Consider the following 16,431-nt stretch of genomic DNA (forward strand, 5'->3'; position numbering starts at 1 on the left):
ATCACTGGTGGAGCAGACACGAGGAGGCCGGCTCGAAGATCACTGCATGATCCATCGAACCGGCCTCCTCGGATTTGTGACTGGTCATGCGAGCCGCAAAGGACTCAGGCACCGACCTCGAAGCGAGCGAAGCGCGAGATGGTCGTGCCAGCAGCGTCCAGGACCTGCTTGACAGTCTTCTTGCTCTCGGTGACCGACTCCTGCTCGAGAAGCACGATCTCCTTGAAGAACCCGCCCAGACGACCCTCGACGATCTTGGCGACAGCCGCTTCCGGCTTGCCCTCCTCGATGGTCTTCTTGGTCAGGACGTCCTTCTCCTTGGCGACGACGTCGGCGTCGACCTCGTCGCGGGTCAGGAACTGCGCCTTCATGGCGGCCACCTGCATGGCGGCACCGCGGGCAGCGCTCTCGTCACCCTCGTACTCGACGAGGACGCCGACTGCGGGCGGCAGGTCAGCGGCACGCTTGTGCATGTACGTGACGACGTTGCCGTCGAAGTACGCGACCTGACCGAGCTCGATCTTCTCGCCGATCGTGATGGCCAGACCCTCGACGACCTCACCGACGGTCTTGCCGTCGAGCTCGACCGCCTTGAGGGCGTCGACGTCGCTGGCCTTGGCAGCGTCAGCAGCCTCGGCGATCTTCTGGGCAGTGGCGATGAAGTCGGCGTTCTTGGCGACGAAGTCGGTCTCCGACTTCAGCTCCACCAGGGCGCCACCGGCGTTGACCACGAGACCGGCAGAGGTCTCGCGCTCGGCGGCACGGCTGGCGGCCTTGGCCGCACCCTTGACGCGGAGCAGCTCGACTGCCTTGTCGAAGTCACCTTCGGCCTCGGTGAGCGCCTTCTTGCAGTCCATCATGCCGGCGGCAGTGAGCTCACGGAGCTTCTTGACGTCGGCTGCGGTGAAGTTGGACATGATCCTCTTCCTCGAAGTTGTCGTTCGCGGGCTGACGAAGGTCAGTTGGTCTCGTCGGCTGCCGGAGCAGCCTCGGTGACCTCAGCCTCGGCGGCCGGGGCCTCGTCGGCAGCCGGAGCGGCCTCGGTGGTCTCAGCGGCGGGAGCCTCGGTGACCTCAGCCTCGGTGGCCGGGGTCTCGTCGGCGGCCGGAGCAGCCTCGGTGGTCTCAGCAGCGGCGGTCTCGGTCGAGGCAGGCGCACCGGTCGACTCGCCGGCCAGGATCTCGCGCTCCCACTCGGCCAGCGGCTCAGCAGCCTGGGCACCGGTCTTGGCACCGGAGCGGGCGACGAGACCCTCGGCGACGGCGTCGGCGACCACGCGGGTCAGCAGGCCGACGGCGCGGATGGCGTCGTCGTTGCCCGGGATCGGGAAGTCAACCTGGTCGGGGTCGCAGTTGGTGTCCAGGATACCGATGATCGGGATCCTGAGCTTGCGGGCCTCCTCGACGGCGAGGTGCTCCTTGTTCGTGTCGACGATCCAGATGGCCGAAGGGGTACGGGTCATCTCGCGGATACCGCCGAGCGACTTGTTGAGCTTGTCGCGCTCGCGACGCATCTGCAGCAGCTCCTTCTTGGTGCGGCTGCTGCCGGCGACGTCCTCGAAGTCGATCTCGTCGAGCTCCTTGAGACGGTTGATGCGCTGGTGCACCGTCTGGAAGTTGGTGAGCATGCCGCCGAGCCAACGCTGGTTGACGTAGGGCATGCCGACGCGGGTGGCCTGCTCAGCGATGGCCTCCTGGGCCTGCTTCTTCGTACCGACGAACATCACGGTGCCGCCCTTGGCGACGGTCTCCTTGATGAAGGCGAACGAGCGGTCGATGTAGCCCAGCGACTGCTGCAGGTCGATGATGTAGATGCCGTTGCGCTCGGTGAGGATGAAGCGCTTCATCTTCGGGTTCCAGCGACGGGTCTGGTGTCCGAAGTGGACACCACTCTCGAGCATCTGGCGCATGGTCACGACTGCCATGTGATTCTCCTGTGTCAGGCGCAGGTCACCCCCGCTCCGGCGAGCCGGGCGTACGGGCGCTGCGTGGTGTTTTCAGTTGGTGCGCGCGACGGTTGTCGGTTGCCCTGACGCCCGCGCGCGACCCGACCCGCTCCCGAGGGAGCGGAACTGAGGACCGTGCCCACGAGTTGCCGGGGTCTGACTCAACCCCGTCGTGGTGTGCAGGCGTGCGAAGTCAGCCCGTGAGGGCTGCTTCGCACAGAGTACGACACCGGGACTCCCCGGGACCAATCGCACAGGCGGCCCGGTTTCCCTGCGGCCAGTCCCCCATGGGCGTCGCCACGACAGTCCCACAGGCCTGCGTGGTCCGGCGTCCTCCACAGGGGCCTGACGCTGCACCCCCTGTGCGGAGCGGCGGGCCGACACGATCCTTCCATGCGTCCCTTTCTGACCACAGTCAGCATTTCCGCTCTCCTGCTGGGGGTCCTCCAGGCACCGGCGGCTGTCGCCGACACCGACCCGCCGCCGCGAGACCTGACCGCGTCCGGCGTGTGGCCACTCGACCCGGATCCGCCGGTGAGCAGGGGCTTCGACCTGCCGGGAGCGCGCTGGGAGGCAGGTCACCGCGGGGTCGACCTGCTCGGTCGCCCAGCCCAATCTGTGCGAGCACCCGTCGCGGGGACCGTCTCCTTCGCCGGGAGGATCGCGGGACGCGGTGTGGTGACGCTGTCCCACGGAGAGACCCGGACCACCTACGAACCGGTCCTGAGCAACCTCCGGGTGGGGACTGCCGTGACGGCCGGAGAACCTATCGGGTGGTTGCACCCCACCGGCTCGCACTGCGCACCACGGACCTGTTTGCACTGGGGATGGCGTCGCGGATCCGAGTACCTCGACCCGATGGGTCTGGTGGGACGTACCCGGATCCGGCTGCTGCCCCTGTGGAGCGCTGGGTCGGCGGGATCGACGCGCCAAGCGGTCCGCCCTCCGCTGCTTCCCGGAGCGGGCACGCTGGCGTACGGGCCCGGACAGCACCCCTGGGCTCTGTTCAGGCCCGTGGGTGGGCCTGGCCGTAGGCCTTCCTGAGGCGATCCGTGCTGACGTGGGTGTACCGCTGGGTGGTGGCGAGGGATGAGTGACCCAACAGTTCTTGGACCGAACGCAGGTCCGCACCACCCTCGAGCAGGTGCGTCGCAGCGGTGTGGCGCAGTCCGTGCGGCCCGATGTCAGGCGCTCCGGGGACCTGTTCCATCCGCCGGTGGACCATTTCGCGCACCACCCGAGGGTCGATGCGTCCCCCGCGCGCCCCCAGGAAGAGGGCCGGACCTGAGGCTTCGGTGGCCAACTGCGGGCGACCGGTGCGCAACCACCGCTCCACCGCCTGACTGGCGGGGAGGCCGTACGGAACGCTCCGCTCCTTGCGCCCCTTGCCGAAGACCCGGATGACACGCCGGTCACCATCGACGTCGTCGATGTCGAGGCCGACCAACTCGCCGACCCTGACGCCGGTGGCGTAGAGGAGTTCGAGGATGGCCACGTCGCGGACCCCCACCGCGCTGCCGTCATCGGCGGCTGCACTCGCTCCGGCGATCAGGTCCGCGGCCTCGTCGACCCGCAGGACCGGGGGCAGCGTACGAGCGAGTTTGGGAGAGAGGAGCAGCGCTCCGGAGTCCTGCGCAGCCCGACCTGTGCGGGACAACCAGTTCGTGAAGACCCGGACCGCGCTCGCTCGGCGAGCGACCGTGGCCTTCGACCGACCGGTCGACTGGAGCCGGGCGAGCCAGCTCCGCAGGGTGCGCAGGTCCACCTGGTCGACGTTGTCGCACCCCATCCGGCGGGCGTGCTCAAGCATCCCGGCGACGTCATTGACGTAGGCGCGCACGGTGTGGGCCGTCAGGTTTCGCTCACTCACGAGGTGGCGCTCGTACTCCCCCAGGATTCGGGCCATCGACTCGGGCAGCCCCGGATCGTCCTGGTCCACGGGGGCGACCAAGGGCTCCTCGACGGCCGCGGCGCCCGGACGCTCCTGGGCGGCGGGCGCAGTGGACTGCGCGGCAGGGACCAGCCGGTCGTGGCTCGAGGACATACGACTCATCGTAGGCGTCGGAGAGGCCGGGTTCAGGCACCGTCGGACGGCGCCAGTCGCCACCCGTGACCGTCCCTGAGCACCCATCCCCCGGTCTCCAACCCCACGAGGGTCGACTGCACCTCCCGCAGCCCGATCCCCGCACCCCAGGAGACGATGTCGGCGCCGACGCCGCGAGAGACCGGAAGGGCGTCCAGGACCTGACGCTGGCGGACGGTGAAGCGGTCTCGTGGCCGCACCGGTTCTCTGCGGTCCTCCACGATCGCTTCTCCGGCCCGGGCCACGAGCTCGGCAACGTCGTCGGCACAGGTCACCAGATGGGCGGCCCCGAGCCTGATCCGCTCGTGCACTCCTTGGGACTGGGCACTGGTCACCGGTCCGGGCACCCCCATCAGCGGGCGCCCGAGGCGTTCGGTCCACGCTGCGGTGCTCAGGGCGCCGGATCGCAGCGCGGCCTCCACGACCACCGTGCCGGCCCCCAGAGCTGCGATCAGCCGGTTGCGCGCCAGGAATCGGACTCGAGTGGGGGCTCCCCCCGGCGGCGCCTCGGAGACCACGAGACCATGGTCCCCGATCCATGAGATCAGCTCGCGATGAGCGGCCGGATAGATCCGGTCGGCCCCGCAGGCCAGGACGGCCACCGTCGGTCCCTCAGCAGAGAGTGCGCCCCGATGAGCGGCCTGGTCGATCCCGAGCGCTGCCCCTGAGATCACGCAGGTGTCAGAGCGGGACAGTCCTGCCGCGATCTCGGCCGCGACGTGGCTGCCGTACGAGGTGGCTGACCGCGCCCCCACTATCGCCACCGACCGGGCGACCCGGTCAAGACGTAACGGTCCTTTGACCCACAGCCCGATCGGCACACCACCTCGAACGTTCACGGCGCCTGCACCGAGGAGTCCGTCGACCTGGTCAGGCCACTCCTCATCACCCGGGACGAGAAAGCGGAGCCCGAGGCGTTCCGCTCGGTCCAACTCGGCTGCGGGGTCGAGGGAGGCCAGTCGGGTCGCCACGTCATCACGCAACTCAGAACTGCCGCCCTCTTCCATCAGGTGCTCGTGCACCGCGCGGGCACCGAGGTCCGCGACCAGTCGAGTCATCCGGACGTCGCCGGGCTCCGCGAGCCGACTCAGTGCGACCCGGGCCAGTCGTTCGGCCGGATCGACGGCCGACTCCGTCACCTCCGCGTTCACCCGGCTCGCCCCAGGGCGCCGAGGACGAGGGGTGCCGCTGTGCGCAGCTGGAGCGCAGACTCGAAGGCGACACCGTCGGGGGCCTCCAGCCCCAGGACATCAGCCACGGACCAGGCCAGACGATGAACCCGGATTGCGCCACGACGACTCAGGCGCCCCGCGTACACCTCGTCGTCCAGACGGCGCTGGAGCGTCGCCGCCAACGGCCACTCCTCGCGGAGGAGATGGCCCGGCACCTGGGAGTTCAACCGCCAACCTCGCCCTTCGAAGCGTCGCGACTGGACCTGGCGCGCGGCGGTGACTCGGGCACGGATGTCCGCGGAACCCTCCCGCAGGGCGAAGGGTCCCCCGTCTGCAGGACCGGCCGGCAGGACGTGACGGACGATGTCGATGCGGTCCGCGATCGGTCCGGTGATCTTGCGGCGGTACTCACGACGCGCGACCTCAGAGCAGGTGCAGCGATTCTGGCGGGCGATCGGGTGGTAGTCGCCGCAGGGGCAGGGGTTGCTGGCGAGCACCACCATCCCTCGCGCCGGGAAGACGGCTGACTCGTCCCCGCGGACGACCCGTATCTCCCCGCTCTCCAGCGGCTGGCGCAGGGCCTCGATCACGTCGGCTCGGAACAACGGGAACTCATCCAGGAAGAGCACGCCGCAGTGAGCCTTGGAGAGCTCGCCGGGTCGCACCCTGCCGGACCCACCGCCCAGGAGGCTGGTCTTGGAGACGTCGTGGTGGGGAGCGTAGAAGGGCGGGCGGGCGAAGAGACCGGTCATCTCGAAGTTGCCCGCCAGTGAATGGACCGCGGTCAGCTCGAGGGCTTCCTCCCGCGTCAGGTCGGGCAGGATCGTGGGCAGCCTCTCGGCGAGGCTCGTCTTGCCGGACCCCTTCGGTCCCGAGAGCATCACGTGGTGCCCGCCGGCCGCCGCGACCTCGAGCGCGAACCGCGCGTCGGCCACCCCCAGCAGGTCGGCCATGTCGATGTCGTCGGTGCGGTCCTCCCCTCGCCACGACAGCAGGCTCGCTCCCCCGACGGCAGCGACGGGCTCGGCGACCGGGACCTCGTCGCCGCACAGCTGGGCGATCACCTGGGCCAACGACCGCACGCCGTAGACCTCCATGCCGGGCACCATGGCGGCCTCGGGTGCCTGCGGCTCGGGCACGAAGACCCGCCGGATCCCGCGATCAGCCGCCGCCATCACCATCGGGAGCACGGCGGGGACGGGTCGCAGGGCGCCGCTCAGACTCAGCTCGCCGATGAAGACCGTGCCCGCCAGCGCACCTTGGGGCAGGGTGCCGTCAGCCGCCTTGATCCCGAGCGCGATGGCCAGGTCGAAGTGGGTGCCGCGCTTGGGCAGGTCTGCGGGCGCCAGGAGGATCGTGACCCTGCGTGTGGCGGGCCAGGGTGCGGCGGAGTGCGTGATGGCCATCCGCACCCGGTCGCGTGACTCCAGGAGGGAGGCATCGGGACGTCCGACGATCGTCGCGCCGACCACCCCCGGTGAGATGTCGACCTGGACCTCGACCAGGTGACCCAGGGACCCCTGCAGCACGACGGTGTGGGCGGTGGCGAGCATCAGCAGATCCCCCGAACGTGCTCGATGTTCGAGGCGCCGCGCCGGGGACGCAGCACGGCCACCAGGTCAATGCGTACGTCGCGGGGGCGTACGTCGTGCTCGCTGACCCACCGCGCCGCCAGTCTGCGCAGTCTGGCCGCCTTGGTCGCGGTGATGGCTTCGTGGGGTGATCCGTAGGCGTCGCTGGACCTGGTCTTCACCTCGCAGACCACCAGGACGTCACCCTCGCGGAGCACCAGGTCGATCTCGCCGAGCTCGCAGCGCCAGTTGCGCTCGAGCACCACCATGCCGAGTCCGGTCAGGTGTCGTTCGGCGAGGGTCTCGCCGTAGGTCCCCAGGGCAGCGTTGTGTGATCTCGGCATGGGTCGCCTCGCTTCGGTGTCGATGACGCCGATCCTTCCGACCGGTCGTCCACCACCCTCGACCATCCGTGCCGTACAGGTGAGAGACCGAGGAGGCCTCCTGTGTACGCCTCCTCAACCGGTCTGCCTGTGCACGTGCAGTGGCCCGGGAAGTCCCTGGGACTGAGCGATCAGTCCTCGGGAGGCTCGATCTCCTGCTGGCTGAGCTCCTCGACGTTGACGTCCTTGAAGGTGAGCACCTTCACGTTCTTCGCGAAGCGGGCAGGGCGGTACATGTCCCACACCCAGGCATCGCTCATCGTGATCTCGAAGAAGACCTCACCGCTCTCCGTCCGCGCCTTCACGTCGACCTGATTGCACAGGTAGAAGCGCCGGTCGGTCTCCACGACGTACTTGAAGATCGAGACGACGTCGCGGTACTCGCGATAGAGGGTGAGCTCCATCTCGGTCTCGTACTTCTCGAGATCCTCGGCGCTCATGCGTTCTCCTCTGCTGGCAGGCTCATCGCCGACCCTAGTTGACCGTCGGCAACCGAAGTCGCGAACACGTCGACGGGTGCGTTCCTCTCCACTCCGGGCAGGCTCCACGACCTGCGGTGAAGGGGCGACGGCCCCAGGCGCCGCAACGCATCGACGTGCTCCGGCGCGGCGTACCCCTTGTTCTCCCGCCACCCGTACTCGGGGTGCTGCTCCGCGAACCGCACCATCATGGCGTCGCGCTCCGTCTTCGCGAGGATGCTCGCCGCGGCCACCGCTGCGCAACGCATGTCACCCTTCACCGCGGTGAGGACCCGCGGCACCTCGTCGAGCAGGTCAGGCACCGTGTCGAAGAGGAGCTGCTGGTCGGGCCTGCTCAGATAGTCGTGGTTGCCGTCGAGCAGGACCAGGTCCGGCGCCACCGAGAGGCCGGCAAGGGCCCGGTGCCCGGCCATGCGCAGTGCCGCGATGATGCCGTGGGCGTCGATCTCCTCGGCCGAGGCGTGGCCCACAGCGTAGGAGGTTGCCCACCGACGCACCTTGGGCGCCAAGGTCTCGCGCAGCGCGGGTGAGAGCAGTTTGCTGTCCTTCACCCCGACCGGCGCACTGCGAGTCTCGAGGGTGATCACGACCATGCCGATCGTCACCGGCCCACAGAGAGCTCCTCGCCCCACCTCGTCGGCACACGCCAGGTGAGTGATCCCGTCGCGAAGCAGGCTCCGCTCGAGACGCAGGGTCGGTCGGTTGCTGGGAGCCACGGCCTACTTCTCGGCAGCGGGCACGGCGTCGAAGGAATCGGGACGCCTGTCCAACCGCATGTTGGTCAAGGGCCAGATGACGGTGAAGAGACGACCCACCACCAGGTCGGTGGGCACGAACTCGCGACCTCCCACACACTCCGTGGCCCCGTCGCGGCACAGGTGGTAGGAGGAGTCGGCCGACGCGGCACGGTTGTCCCCCATGACGAAGATGTGCCCCTCGGGCACGGGCCCAGCCTTCCAGGAACAGTTGCCGGTCATGGGTCCGTTGCAGTTGGCGTTGGGGTTGTCCTTGACGTATGCGGACTCCTCGACGGGCTCACCGTTGACCAGCAGGTTGCCGTCGTCGTCACAGCACTCGATGACGTCGCCTGCCACGCCGACCACCCGCTTCACCAGGTGTCCGCCCTCGGGGTAGAGACCGATCTTGGTCATCACCTTGACAATCGGGTTGGACGAGCCGGCCGCCGCTGCCTCGGGCAGCCACGATCCCGGGTCCTTGAAGACGACCACGTCGCCACGCTCGGCCTCGCCGCTCCCCCAGTAGGAGATCTTCTGGACGAGGATCCGGTCGTTCTCGACCAGACCGGGCTCCATCGACTCCGAAGGGATGTAGAAGGCCTGGACGAAGAACGCCTTCACCAGCACCGCCATGACCAACGCCACGGCCATCAACAGGATGCTCTCCTGCCACAGCGGCAACTGCTTCCGTTTGGGCTTCGGCGGCTTGTCACTGCCCCGACCCGCCCCCTGACCGGTGACAGACGCAGAAGACCGCGACCCCGCCCCGTCGTAGTGATGGGGGGAGTCGCGGTCTTCAGAAGTCACGCGCAGATGCTACCCATGAAGTGGGCGCAGGACGCGATCAGAACGAACGACGCTCCTTGATCTTCGCCTTCTTGCCGCGAAGCTCACGCAGGTAGTACAGCTTGGCGCGACGCACGTCACCGTAGGAGACGACCTCGATCTGCTCGAAGATCGGGGAGTGCAGCGGGAACGTCCGCTCCACGCCGACACCGAAGGAGATCTTGCGGACCGTGAAGGTACGGCCGACGCCGGAGCCCTGGATCTTGATGACGACACCCTGGAACACCTGGACACGGGAGCGGCTGCCCTCGATGACCTTGACGTGGACCTTGATGGTGTCACCGGCGCGGAACGCCGGGACGTCGTCGCGCTTGACTGCGTTGCCGAGTTCGGCAATGACGTTGGTCATGTTGCTCCTCACGATCGCCACAGATCGATCGCGGATTGAAGTGGTTCACAGGAAGAAGGTCCGTCCTGGATGACGATGCGGACACACCCTCTGTGGCAGGTGAGTACGCCGACCCCCGGTGCGTTTCTCCGGGCGGCCGCGGTCGAGCACGGACCAAGAGAGGATTCTGCCACAACGGCAGCCTCAGTCCGTAATCGTTCGGGCCTTCCGCAGACCCACGGTCCCGGGAGGCGCAGTGGTCCCGGGAGTCATCCTGAAACCCGCCTTCTTGTACATCCGCAGGGTGTCGCTCGCTCCGGCTCCCGTGAAGAGCGTGACGCGGCGCGCTCCGGGAGGGGCCACCGCCTCGATGCGCTCGAGCATCCACCGCCCGAGATCCTGTCCCTGGAGGTCGGGGGCGACCATCAGTCGGCCGATGTCCCAGGTGTCGGGTGACTCGAGCCGTCCCCGCGCGGCCGCGACCAGGCGCCCGCCACGGTGCGCCACGAGCACGGTCCACTCCCCCAGCCAGGCGCGTACGTCGTCGAGTGACTCCGTCAGCGCTGCCGGGACCTCCACTCCGGGGGCGGTGTCATGGCCCGTGACCCAACAGGCCCGCTGCAGTGTCATCAACTCTCCGGCATCGGCCGGTTGTGCCAGGCGCAGCGAGGTGTCCTCGGGCAGTGCGCTCGCGTGCACGAGGTCAGGTCGTCGTCGAGCCGTGCGTCGTACGCGCTGCTCGTGGCGCCACTGGGCCACCGCGGCATGGTTGCCGCTCAACAGCACCGGCGGCACCTCGCGCCCGTGCCACGACGCCGGCTTGGTGTAGACCGGGTACTCCAGCAGACCGTCCTCGTGGGACTCCTCCACCAGCGAGTCGGGGTTGCCCATGAACCCGGGCAGCAGACGTACGACGGCTTCGGTCACCGCCAGCGCCGCGACCTCACCGCCGTTGAGGACGTAGTCGCCCAAGGAGATCTCACGGACCCGGCCCAGGGAGGAGGCGTGGTCGATGACGCGCTGGTCGATCCCCTCGTAACGACCGCACGCGAAGACGAGGTGCTCCTCGGCGCTGAGCTCGCGGGCCAGAGCCTGGGTGAACGGCTCCCCGCTGGGGGTGGTGAAGATGATCACCGGGGAGCTCTCGGCACTCAGCTGGGAGAGCGCCGCCCCCCACGGCTCCGGCTTCATCACCATGCCCGCGCCACCGCCGTACGGGGGCGCGTCGACGGTCCGGTGGCGGTCGGTGGCCCAGTCCCGCAGGTCGTGCACGGCCACGTCGAGCAGTCCCTTGTCGCGCGCCTTGCCCGGCAGGCTCAGCTCCAGCGGAGCGAGGTAGTCGGGGAAGATCGAGACGATGTCGATGCGCACGGGCTCAGGCCTCGGGCGGTGCCGACTCGACGTCGTCGTCCGGGAACGGGCTGACGAGTCCGGGACGGTCAGCCACGACGAGGAACCCGGCAGTGACGTCGACCTCGGGCACGAGCGCCTCGACGAACGGCACCAGGGTGTCGCGTCCGTCGGCCGAACGGATGCTCAGGAGGTCCTGGGCTGCACCCGGGACCAGGCCGACCACCGTGCCGATCTCCCGGCCGTCGAGGTCACGGACGGTGAGATCGCGGAGTTGATGCTCGTAGAACTCGTCCGGAGCGGACGGGGCTGAGTCCGGCGCCAGCTCGACGTGCAGCATGATGCCCCGGGCGGCCTCTGCCTCGTTGCGCCCGGGCAACTCCTCGAAGGCCAGGAGCAGAGTGCCCTGGTGCCAGCGAGAAGAACGCACGGTCAACGTCCGCCACTGCGCGGCCGAGCCCTTCGGCGCCACGGCCGTGAGGGTGGAGCCCGCCGCGAAACGCAGCTCCGGCTCGTCGGTTCGTACGTCGATGGTCACCTCGCCACGGAGGCCGTGCGGCTTGCCGATCCGACCCACGAGCACATCGATGTTCTTCACGTGCCCAGCCTAGATGGCCGTGTCCGGGACGGGGACGCTGCAGTCCGCGAGGGTGACTTCACACCACGCCCTGGCGTCCGCGGCGTTCCCGTTCGGTACGCGCCACCTTGCGATCGGTCCTGATGATCCAGGCCGTCAGTGCGACGCCGGCGCTCACGGCAAGCAGGAAGAAGACCAGCGCCACCACCGGCAACCCCAGGAGCCGGGTGCCACCCGGCACCCGGGCCAGCAGCGCCGCGCCGAGGATCGTCGCCGCGATCACCATGCCGAAGGTGATCCGGTTGGCGATGCGCTGGAGCACCGTGTGCAGTCGCTCCTCGTCGATGGCGTGCACCTGCAGGTGGAACTCCCCCTCAGCGAGGTTGTCCAGGATGCGGTTGGCCCGCTTGGGCAGCATCGCGGTGAACTCCTTGGCCTCCACCGCTGCAGCCATCAGTCCGGCGGGGCTGACGCTGAGCCCTCCGGCCATCATCTTTCCCACGTTGTCACGCAGCGCTTCGGTCGGCGAGAAGTCCGGGTCCAGGTGCAGGGTCGCCTCGTCGAGGTTGAGCAACGCCTTGCCGATCATCGACATCTCGGCAGGGGGACGCAGGCCGTGGGATCCCGACAGGCGGCTGAGCTCGACGAGCACGGTCCCCACCTGCAGGTCACTGCCCGCATTGATGGCCTCGGAGATCAGGTGGGTGACGTCGTCACGGAACGCGGCGGCGTCGTAGTCGGGCAGAGGGTGGCCCATCCCGGCCAGGACACGCGCCGTCCCCTCCCCGTCGCCGTCACTGATGGCCAGCAACAACTTGAGCACGTGGTCCTGCAGCCGGGGCGACACGGTCGCCACCATCCCGAAGTCGATCAGCGCCAGCCGTCCGTCGTCGGTCAGCATCAGGTTGCCGGGGTGTGGGTCGGCGTGGATGACGCCCTTGTCGAGCATCATCGTCAGGTAGAACGAGAAGAGCTGCTCCACGATCGGCTGTGCGTCGACGTCGAGCAGACCCAACCGTCCGACATCGGTGACCTTGCGGCCCTCGACATAGTCCATCGTCAGGACCCGGCCGCTGGTGTGGGTGCTCACCGGCTTCGGCACCAGCAACAGGTCAAAGCCCTTGACCATGTCGCGGAACTTGAGCAGGTTGCGCGCCTCGCGGCGATAGTCCAGCTCGCCGGCCAACGAGCGGGCGAACTGCCCGAGCAGCTTCTCCAGCCCGTAGCGTCGCCCGGCCTCGGTGCGCTTGTCGGCAGTGGCGGCCAGACGACCGAGCATCTCCATGTCGGAGCGCACCACGTCGCGCACGCCGGGGCGTTGGACCTTGACCACGACGTCACGTCCGTTGCGCAACGTGGCCCGGTGCACCTGTCCCAGTGAGGCAGCGGCGAGCGGCTCCGGGTCGAAGTCGGCGAAGAGGTGACGCAGGTCGGCCCCCAACTCGCTCTCAACGATCTCCTGCACCTGCTCGAACCCGAACGGCGCCACCTCGTCCTGGAGCCGGGCCAGAGCAGTGGTGTACGCCGAGGGCAGGAGGTCGTAGCGGGTCGAGAGCAGCTGACCGAGTTTGACGAAGGTCGGCCCCATCGCCTCGAGGTCGTGGCTCAACTGCTCAGCCTTGCCGTGATCCCCCTCGTGAGCCTCCTCGTCGGAGAAGGTGAAGTCCCCCAGAGCCGACCCTGACAGGAGGTCGGAGCGGCCATGGCGCCACGCCAGCCGGGCCAGGTCTCGATACCGCACGGACGTGACGGCGTCGGGGCTCTCTGCAGTGCTCACGCGTTGGACCTCTCGTTGTCGGGCACGGACCCCCTGCGCTCACGCAGGACCCGGGGTCGGGAGACCAGTGTGGGGGAACCCACGGTCTTCCCGAGGACGATGGTCCCAAAACGCACCACGGGCGCCACCCCGAGGGGTGACGCCCGTGGCGTGAAGTGCTGTGCGCTCAGCGACGGCGGTCCACGTCGACGAAGTCGACGCGTGCCCCACCGCGTCCGGCCAGGGCCGAGACAACGGTGCGGAAAGCCGTTGCGGTGCGACCGTTGCGGCCGATCACCTTGCCGAGGTCGTCGGGGTGGACCCTGACCTCGAGGATCGAACCACGACGGAGCTGCTTGTCCTTGACGCTGACGTCATCGGGGTGGTCGACCACTCCGCGGACCAAGTGCTCGAGCGCGTCGGTCAGCATGCTCAGGCTTCCTCGGCGGGAGTCTCAGCAGGAGTCGCGACGTCAGCGGCCGGAGCCTCTTCGGTCTTCGCCTCAGCCTTGTCGTCGGCCTTGTCGTCGGCCTTCGTCTCAGCCTTGTCGTCAGCCTTCTTGTCGGCCTTCTTGTCGGCCTTCTTGGTCGTCGCGGAGCTCTTGGGCTCGTTGGCGGCCTCCTTGAGGGCCTCGTTGAAGATCTCGAGCTTGTCGCGCTTGGGCTCGGCCACCTTGAGAGTGCCCTCGGTGCCCGGCAGGCCCTTGAACTTCTGCCAGTCGCCGGTGATCTTGAGGAGGACCTCGACGGCCTCGGTCGGCTGCGCGCCGACACCCAGCCAGTACTGCGCCCGGTCGGAGGTGACGTCGATCAACGACGGCTCTTCCTTGGGGTGGTACTTGCCGATCTCCTCGATGACGCGACCATCGCGCTTCTTGCGCGAGTCGACGACGACGATGCGGTACTGCGGCACCCGGATCTTGCCCAGGCGCTTCAAACGGATCTTGACGGCCACGGTTGTGGTGTCTCCTCGAAAGTCGTGGTTGATGAGTGACCCTCAACCAGGTGGGGACCGGGTCAGGTCACTCGATGGGCTCTGTCGCGGCCGGATGAGAGGGTCCGTCCGCACAGGACACAGTGGGCAAGTCTGCCAGAGACTTCGCCCAACGCACCAATCGCCTCCCTCGTGCGGACAGGGCCGACGCGATCAGGCCACGACCCGGCCCCGCAGGACGATGCAGGACGGACGACGGAGCACCTCGAGGTCGGCGAGCGGGTCGGAGTCGTACACGACGAAGTCGGCCTCGGCGCCCTCCACCAGACCGGAGAATCCCAACCACTCCCGCGCGCGCCAGGAGGCGGCCCCCAAGGCGTCGTGGGCGGAGAACCCCAGTCGGCGCAGGGCGAGGACCTCCCCCGGCAGGTTGCCGTGGCGCGCCACTCCCCCGGAGTCGGATCCGGCGAACATCGGCACCCCCGCCTCGTACGCCGCCATCAGCGTCTGCGGCCGGCGGGCGTGGAGGTCGTCCATGCGTTCGGCGTAGGCCGGGAACTTCTCCCTCGCCTGTCGAGCATGGTCAGGGAACTTGTCGAGCTGCATCACCGTCGGGACCAGGGCAGTGCCCTGGGCGACCATCTGCGCGATCAGGTCCTCACTGAGGCCGGTGCCGTGCTCGATGCAGTCGATGCCGGCGTCCAGGAGCCCGGGGAGCACGTCGGGCCCGAAGCAGTGTGCGGTCACCTTGGCGCCGTGGGCGTGCGCCGCCTCGATGGCCGCCGCGAAGTCGGCTGCGGGGAAGGACGGGGTCAGGTCGCCGGCCTCTCGGGAGATCCAGTCGCCGACCAATTTGATCCAGCCGTCGCTGTTCCTCGCCTGCTCGGCGGCTGCAGCGGCCAGGTCTTCGGGCTCCACCTCATGGGCGTAGTTGCGGATGTAGCGACGGGTGCGCGCGATGTGACGCCCGGCCCGGATGAGACGTGGCAGGTCCTCGCGCTCGTGCACGAAACGGGTGTCGGCCGCCGAGCCGCAGTCCCGGATCAGCAGGGCTCCGGCGTCCCGGTCGGTGAGCGCCTGGGCCACCGTCTCCTCGTCCCCCACAGCACCCGCCTCGTCCAGACCCAGATGACAGTGCGCATCGACGAGCCCGGGCACGATCCACCCTCGGGCCCGGGTCTCGGCGCCGGCCTGCGGCTCGAAGGTGACACGGCCGTCGACGACGTACAGGTCAGCTGCCTCACCCTCGGGGAGCAGCGGCCCGGAGAACCTCATGGCAGTCATGTCCCGACACTATCGTCGGTGCGGATACCCTCTCCTGCGTGCCACTGACGAGTTCCCAGCGCAACCGCCGCAACCTGGGGCTGTTCCTCCGCTTCGCGGCTGTGGGCGCGTCGGGCGTCCTGGTCAACATGGTGGTGCTCATCATCCTCAAGCGGATCGGTCCCGGGATCGAGGAGCTCTTCCTCTCCCTGCCGATGACCCGCTTCAACGTGCGTTGGTACCACGTCTTCTCGACCGGCGCCTTCCTGGTGGCGATCATGTGGAACTTCCAGCTCAACCGCAGTTGGACCTTCCACTCGGCCGGGCGCGCACGCTGGTGGGCGGAGTTCACGCCCTTCTTCACCGTCGGTCTGCTCGCGCACGTGGTCGGGCTGGGCCTGCTCACCCTGCTCATGCACTCCGGCTCACCTCTGGCGCTGCCGACCGGGCTCCTGGACGACTCCAGTGGTCTGCGCACCCGGCTCTACTGGGGTCAGCTGTTGGTGATCGCCGCGGTCACGCCGCTGTCGTTCGTGCTGCACAAGTTGTGGACGTTCTCCGCGGTCCGTACGCACCGACTCGAGGTCCCCGAGCAGACCGGCAACGTCGACTCCCTCTGACGCACTCAGAGCTGGTCGAGCAACCAACTGGGGCTCATGGCCAGCGCTCCGAGCCCCTGGACCCGAGCGCGCAGGAAGCCGTCAGCGGTGATGACGGTCACCTGGCTGCCAGCAGCCACTGCCGCCGCTGTCTGCCGCTCGATCTCAGAGTCCCCGTCGCGCGGCGCGTGGACCGTGCGTACGTGCTGGTCGCGGCCCGCCCTGACCCCACCCTTGGCGCCTCCCTCGAGGACCAGGACGATCTCGTCGAAGGTGGTGTCACCCACCAGGAGCGCCTCGTGGAGGTTGCGCGCAGCGCCCGCCCGGTCCTTCCACCACCCGTTCGGCCGCGTGCCGACCACGTTGGCCGCATCGACGACCAGGACCGTTGCCAACTTCTTCACCCGCT

At 68.7% G+C, this 16,431-nt stretch carries 19 protein-coding genes; 2 read left to right on the forward strand and 17 right to left on the reverse strand.

What is annotated here, in order from left to right; all coding sequences use genetic code 11:
- Nucleotides 1–104 precede the first annotated feature (104 nt).
- Nucleotides 105–917, reverse strand: coding sequence for a translation elongation factor Ts (gene tsf, locus DNK52_RS01435; RefSeq protein WP_110238830.1), 813 nt, complete (start codon nt 915–917; stop codon nt 105–107).
- A 41-nt stretch (nt 918–958) separates the two neighbouring features.
- Complete coding sequence (rpsB, locus tag DNK52_RS01440; protein ID WP_110238832.1) at nt 959–1,924, reverse strand: 30S ribosomal protein S2; 966 nt, start codon at nt 1,922–1,924, stop codon at nt 959–961.
- A 414-nt stretch (nt 1,925–2,338) separates the two neighbouring features.
- Here rpsB and DNK52_RS01445 point away from each other — a divergent pair, with 414 nt between their 5' ends.
- Nucleotides 2,339–2,989 (forward strand): murein hydrolase activator EnvC family protein, encoded by a 651-nt coding sequence (locus tag DNK52_RS01445; RefSeq protein ID WP_110238834.1) that lies wholly within the window; start codon nt 2,339–2,341, stop codon nt 2,987–2,989.
- Here the strand turns inward: DNK52_RS01445 and DNK52_RS01450 are convergent.
- The 14 genes from DNK52_RS01450 to DNK52_RS01515 all read right to left on the reverse strand — a co-directional run bounded on the left by DNK52_RS01450 (nt 2,952) and on the right by DNK52_RS01515 (nt 15,444).
- Nucleotides 2,952–3,851 carry a tyrosine recombinase XerC gene (locus tag DNK52_RS01450; RefSeq protein ID WP_110239905.1) on the reverse strand — a complete coding sequence of 300 codons (900 nt, stop codon included), beginning with the start codon at nt 3,849–3,851 and terminating at the stop codon, nt 2,952–2,954. The genes DNK52_RS01445 and DNK52_RS01450 overlap by 38 nt on opposite strands.
- A gap of 170 nt (nt 3,852–4,021) precedes the next feature.
- Nucleotides 4,022–5,179 (reverse strand): DNA-processing protein DprA, encoded by a 1,158-nt coding sequence (gene dprA, locus DNK52_RS01455; protein ID WP_239455315.1) that lies wholly within the window; start codon nt 5,177–5,179, stop codon nt 4,022–4,024.
- Nucleotides 5,176–6,753, reverse strand: coding sequence for a YifB family Mg chelatase-like AAA ATPase (locus tag DNK52_RS01460; protein ID WP_239455316.1), 1,578 nt, complete (start codon nt 6,751–6,753; stop codon nt 5,176–5,178). The genes dprA and DNK52_RS01460 overlap by 4 nt, the downstream gene beginning before the upstream one ends.
- Nucleotides 6,753–7,115 carry a YraN family protein gene (locus DNK52_RS01465; RefSeq protein WP_110239907.1) on the reverse strand — a complete coding sequence of 121 codons (363 nt, stop codon included), beginning with the start codon at nt 7,113–7,115 and terminating at the stop codon, nt 6,753–6,755. The genes DNK52_RS01460 and DNK52_RS01465 overlap by 1 nt, the downstream gene beginning before the upstream one ends.
- A gap of 170 nt (nt 7,116–7,285) precedes the next feature.
- Entirely contained in the window at nt 7,286–7,594 is a 309-nt protein-coding gene (locus DNK52_RS01470) for a DUF2469 domain-containing protein (protein ID WP_110238836.1), read from the reverse strand.
- Nucleotides 7,591–8,349, reverse strand: a complete 759-nt coding sequence (locus DNK52_RS01475) for a ribonuclease HII (RefSeq protein ID WP_239455317.1) — start codon at nt 8,347–8,349, stop codon at nt 7,591–7,593. Before DNK52_RS01475 ends, DNK52_RS01470 begins: the two co-directional genes overlap by 4 nt.
- Nucleotides 8,350–8,352: 3 nt before the next feature.
- Nucleotides 8,353–9,177 carry a signal peptidase I gene (gene lepB / locus DNK52_RS01480; RefSeq protein ID WP_239455318.1) on the reverse strand — a complete coding sequence of 275 codons (825 nt, stop codon included), beginning with the start codon at nt 9,175–9,177 and terminating at the stop codon, nt 8,353–8,355.
- Between the two features lie 37 nt (nt 9,178–9,214).
- Nucleotides 9,215–9,565 carry a 50S ribosomal protein L19 gene (rplS, locus tag DNK52_RS01485; RefSeq protein WP_110238840.1) on the reverse strand — a complete coding sequence of 117 codons (351 nt, stop codon included), beginning with the start codon at nt 9,563–9,565 and terminating at the stop codon, nt 9,215–9,217.
- Nucleotides 9,566–9,748: 183 nt separating this feature from the next.
- The gene (trmD, locus tag DNK52_RS01490) at nt 9,749–10,915 is read right to left on the reverse strand and encodes a tRNA (guanosine(37)-N1)-methyltransferase TrmD (protein WP_110238842.1); all 1,167 of its coding nucleotides are present in this window, start codon (nt 10,913–10,915) and stop codon (nt 9,749–9,751) included.
- A 4-nt stretch (nt 10,916–10,919) separates the two neighbouring features.
- Entirely contained in the window at nt 10,920–11,492 is a 573-nt protein-coding gene (rimM, locus tag DNK52_RS01495) for a ribosome maturation factor RimM (protein ID WP_204163328.1), read from the reverse strand.
- A 58-nt stretch (nt 11,493–11,550) separates the two neighbouring features.
- Nucleotides 11,551–13,248 (reverse strand): ABC1 kinase family protein, encoded by a 1,698-nt coding sequence (locus DNK52_RS01500; protein WP_110238844.1) that lies wholly within the window; start codon nt 13,246–13,248, stop codon nt 11,551–11,553.
- A gap of 166 nt (nt 13,249–13,414) precedes the next feature.
- The gene (locus tag DNK52_RS01505; protein ID WP_110238846.1) at nt 13,415–13,657 is read right to left on the reverse strand and encodes an RNA-binding protein; all 243 of its coding nucleotides are present in this window, start codon (nt 13,655–13,657) and stop codon (nt 13,415–13,417) included.
- Nucleotides 13,658–13,659: 2 nt separating this feature from the next.
- Nucleotides 13,660–14,181, reverse strand: coding sequence for a 30S ribosomal protein S16 (gene rpsP, locus DNK52_RS01510; RefSeq protein WP_110238848.1), 522 nt, complete (start codon nt 14,179–14,181; stop codon nt 13,660–13,662).
- A gap of 192 nt (nt 14,182–14,373) precedes the next feature.
- Nucleotides 14,374–15,444, reverse strand: a complete 1,071-nt coding sequence (locus DNK52_RS01515; protein ID WP_110238850.1) for an amidohydrolase family protein — start codon at nt 15,442–15,444, stop codon at nt 14,374–14,376.
- Between the two features lie 38 nt (nt 15,445–15,482).
- Between DNK52_RS01515 and DNK52_RS01520 the strand changes: the two genes are divergently transcribed.
- The gene (locus DNK52_RS01520; RefSeq protein ID WP_239455319.1) at nt 15,483–16,043 is read left to right on the forward strand and encodes a GtrA family protein; all 561 of its coding nucleotides are present in this window, start codon (nt 15,483–15,485) and stop codon (nt 16,041–16,043) included.
- 5 nt (nt 16,044–16,048) lie between these two features.
- Here the strand turns inward: DNK52_RS01520 and DNK52_RS01525 are convergent, their stop codons facing one another.
- Nucleotides 16,049–16,426, reverse strand: a complete 378-nt coding sequence (locus tag DNK52_RS01525) for a PIN domain-containing protein (RefSeq protein WP_239455320.1) — start codon at nt 16,424–16,426, stop codon at nt 16,049–16,051.
- Nucleotides 16,427–16,431: the final 5 nt, after the last annotated feature.

This window comes from Nocardioides gilvus, assembly GCF_003194605.1.
GTDB classification, from domain to species: domain Bacteria; phylum Actinomycetota; class Actinomycetes; order Propionibacteriales; family Nocardioidaceae; genus Nocardioides; species Nocardioides gilvus.

Coding starts and splice junctions, on each gene's coding strand:
- rplS (WP_110238840.1), bottom strand. CDS start 9,565: ATGACCAACGTCATTGCCGAACTCGGCAACGCAGTCAAGCGCGACGAC.
- DNK52_RS01450 (WP_110239905.1), bottom strand. CDS start 3,851: ATGGCCCGAATCCTGGGGGAGTACGAGCGCCACCTCGTGAGTGAGCGA.
- DNK52_RS01470 (WP_110238836.1), bottom strand. CDS start 7,594: ATGAGCGCCGAGGATCTCGAGAAGTACGAGACCGAGATGGAGCTCACC.
- DNK52_RS01505 (WP_110238846.1), bottom strand. CDS start 13,657: ATGCTGACCGACGCGCTCGAGCACTTGGTCCGCGGAGTGGTCGACCAC.
- DNK52_RS01465 (WP_110239907.1), bottom strand. CDS start 7,115: ATGCCGAGATCACACAACGCTGCCCTGGGGACCTACGGCGAGACCCTC.
- DNK52_RS01515 (WP_110238850.1), bottom strand. CDS start 15,444: ATGACTGCCATGAGGTTCTCCGGGCCGCTGCTCCCCGAGGGTGAGGCA.
- tsf (WP_110238830.1), bottom strand. CDS start 917: ATGTCCAACTTCACCGCAGCCGACGTCAAGAAGCTCCGTGAGCTCACT.
- DNK52_RS01460 (WP_239455316.1), bottom strand. CDS start 6,753: ATGCTCGCCACCGCCCACACCGTCGTGCTGCAGGGGTCCCTGGGTCAC.
- DNK52_RS01445 (WP_110238834.1), top strand. CDS start 2,339: ATGCGTCCCTTTCTGACCACAGTCAGCATTTCCGCTCTCCTGCTGGGG.
- rpsB (WP_110238832.1), bottom strand. CDS start 1,924: ATGGCAGTCGTGACCATGCGCCAGATGCTCGAGAGTGGTGTCCACTTC.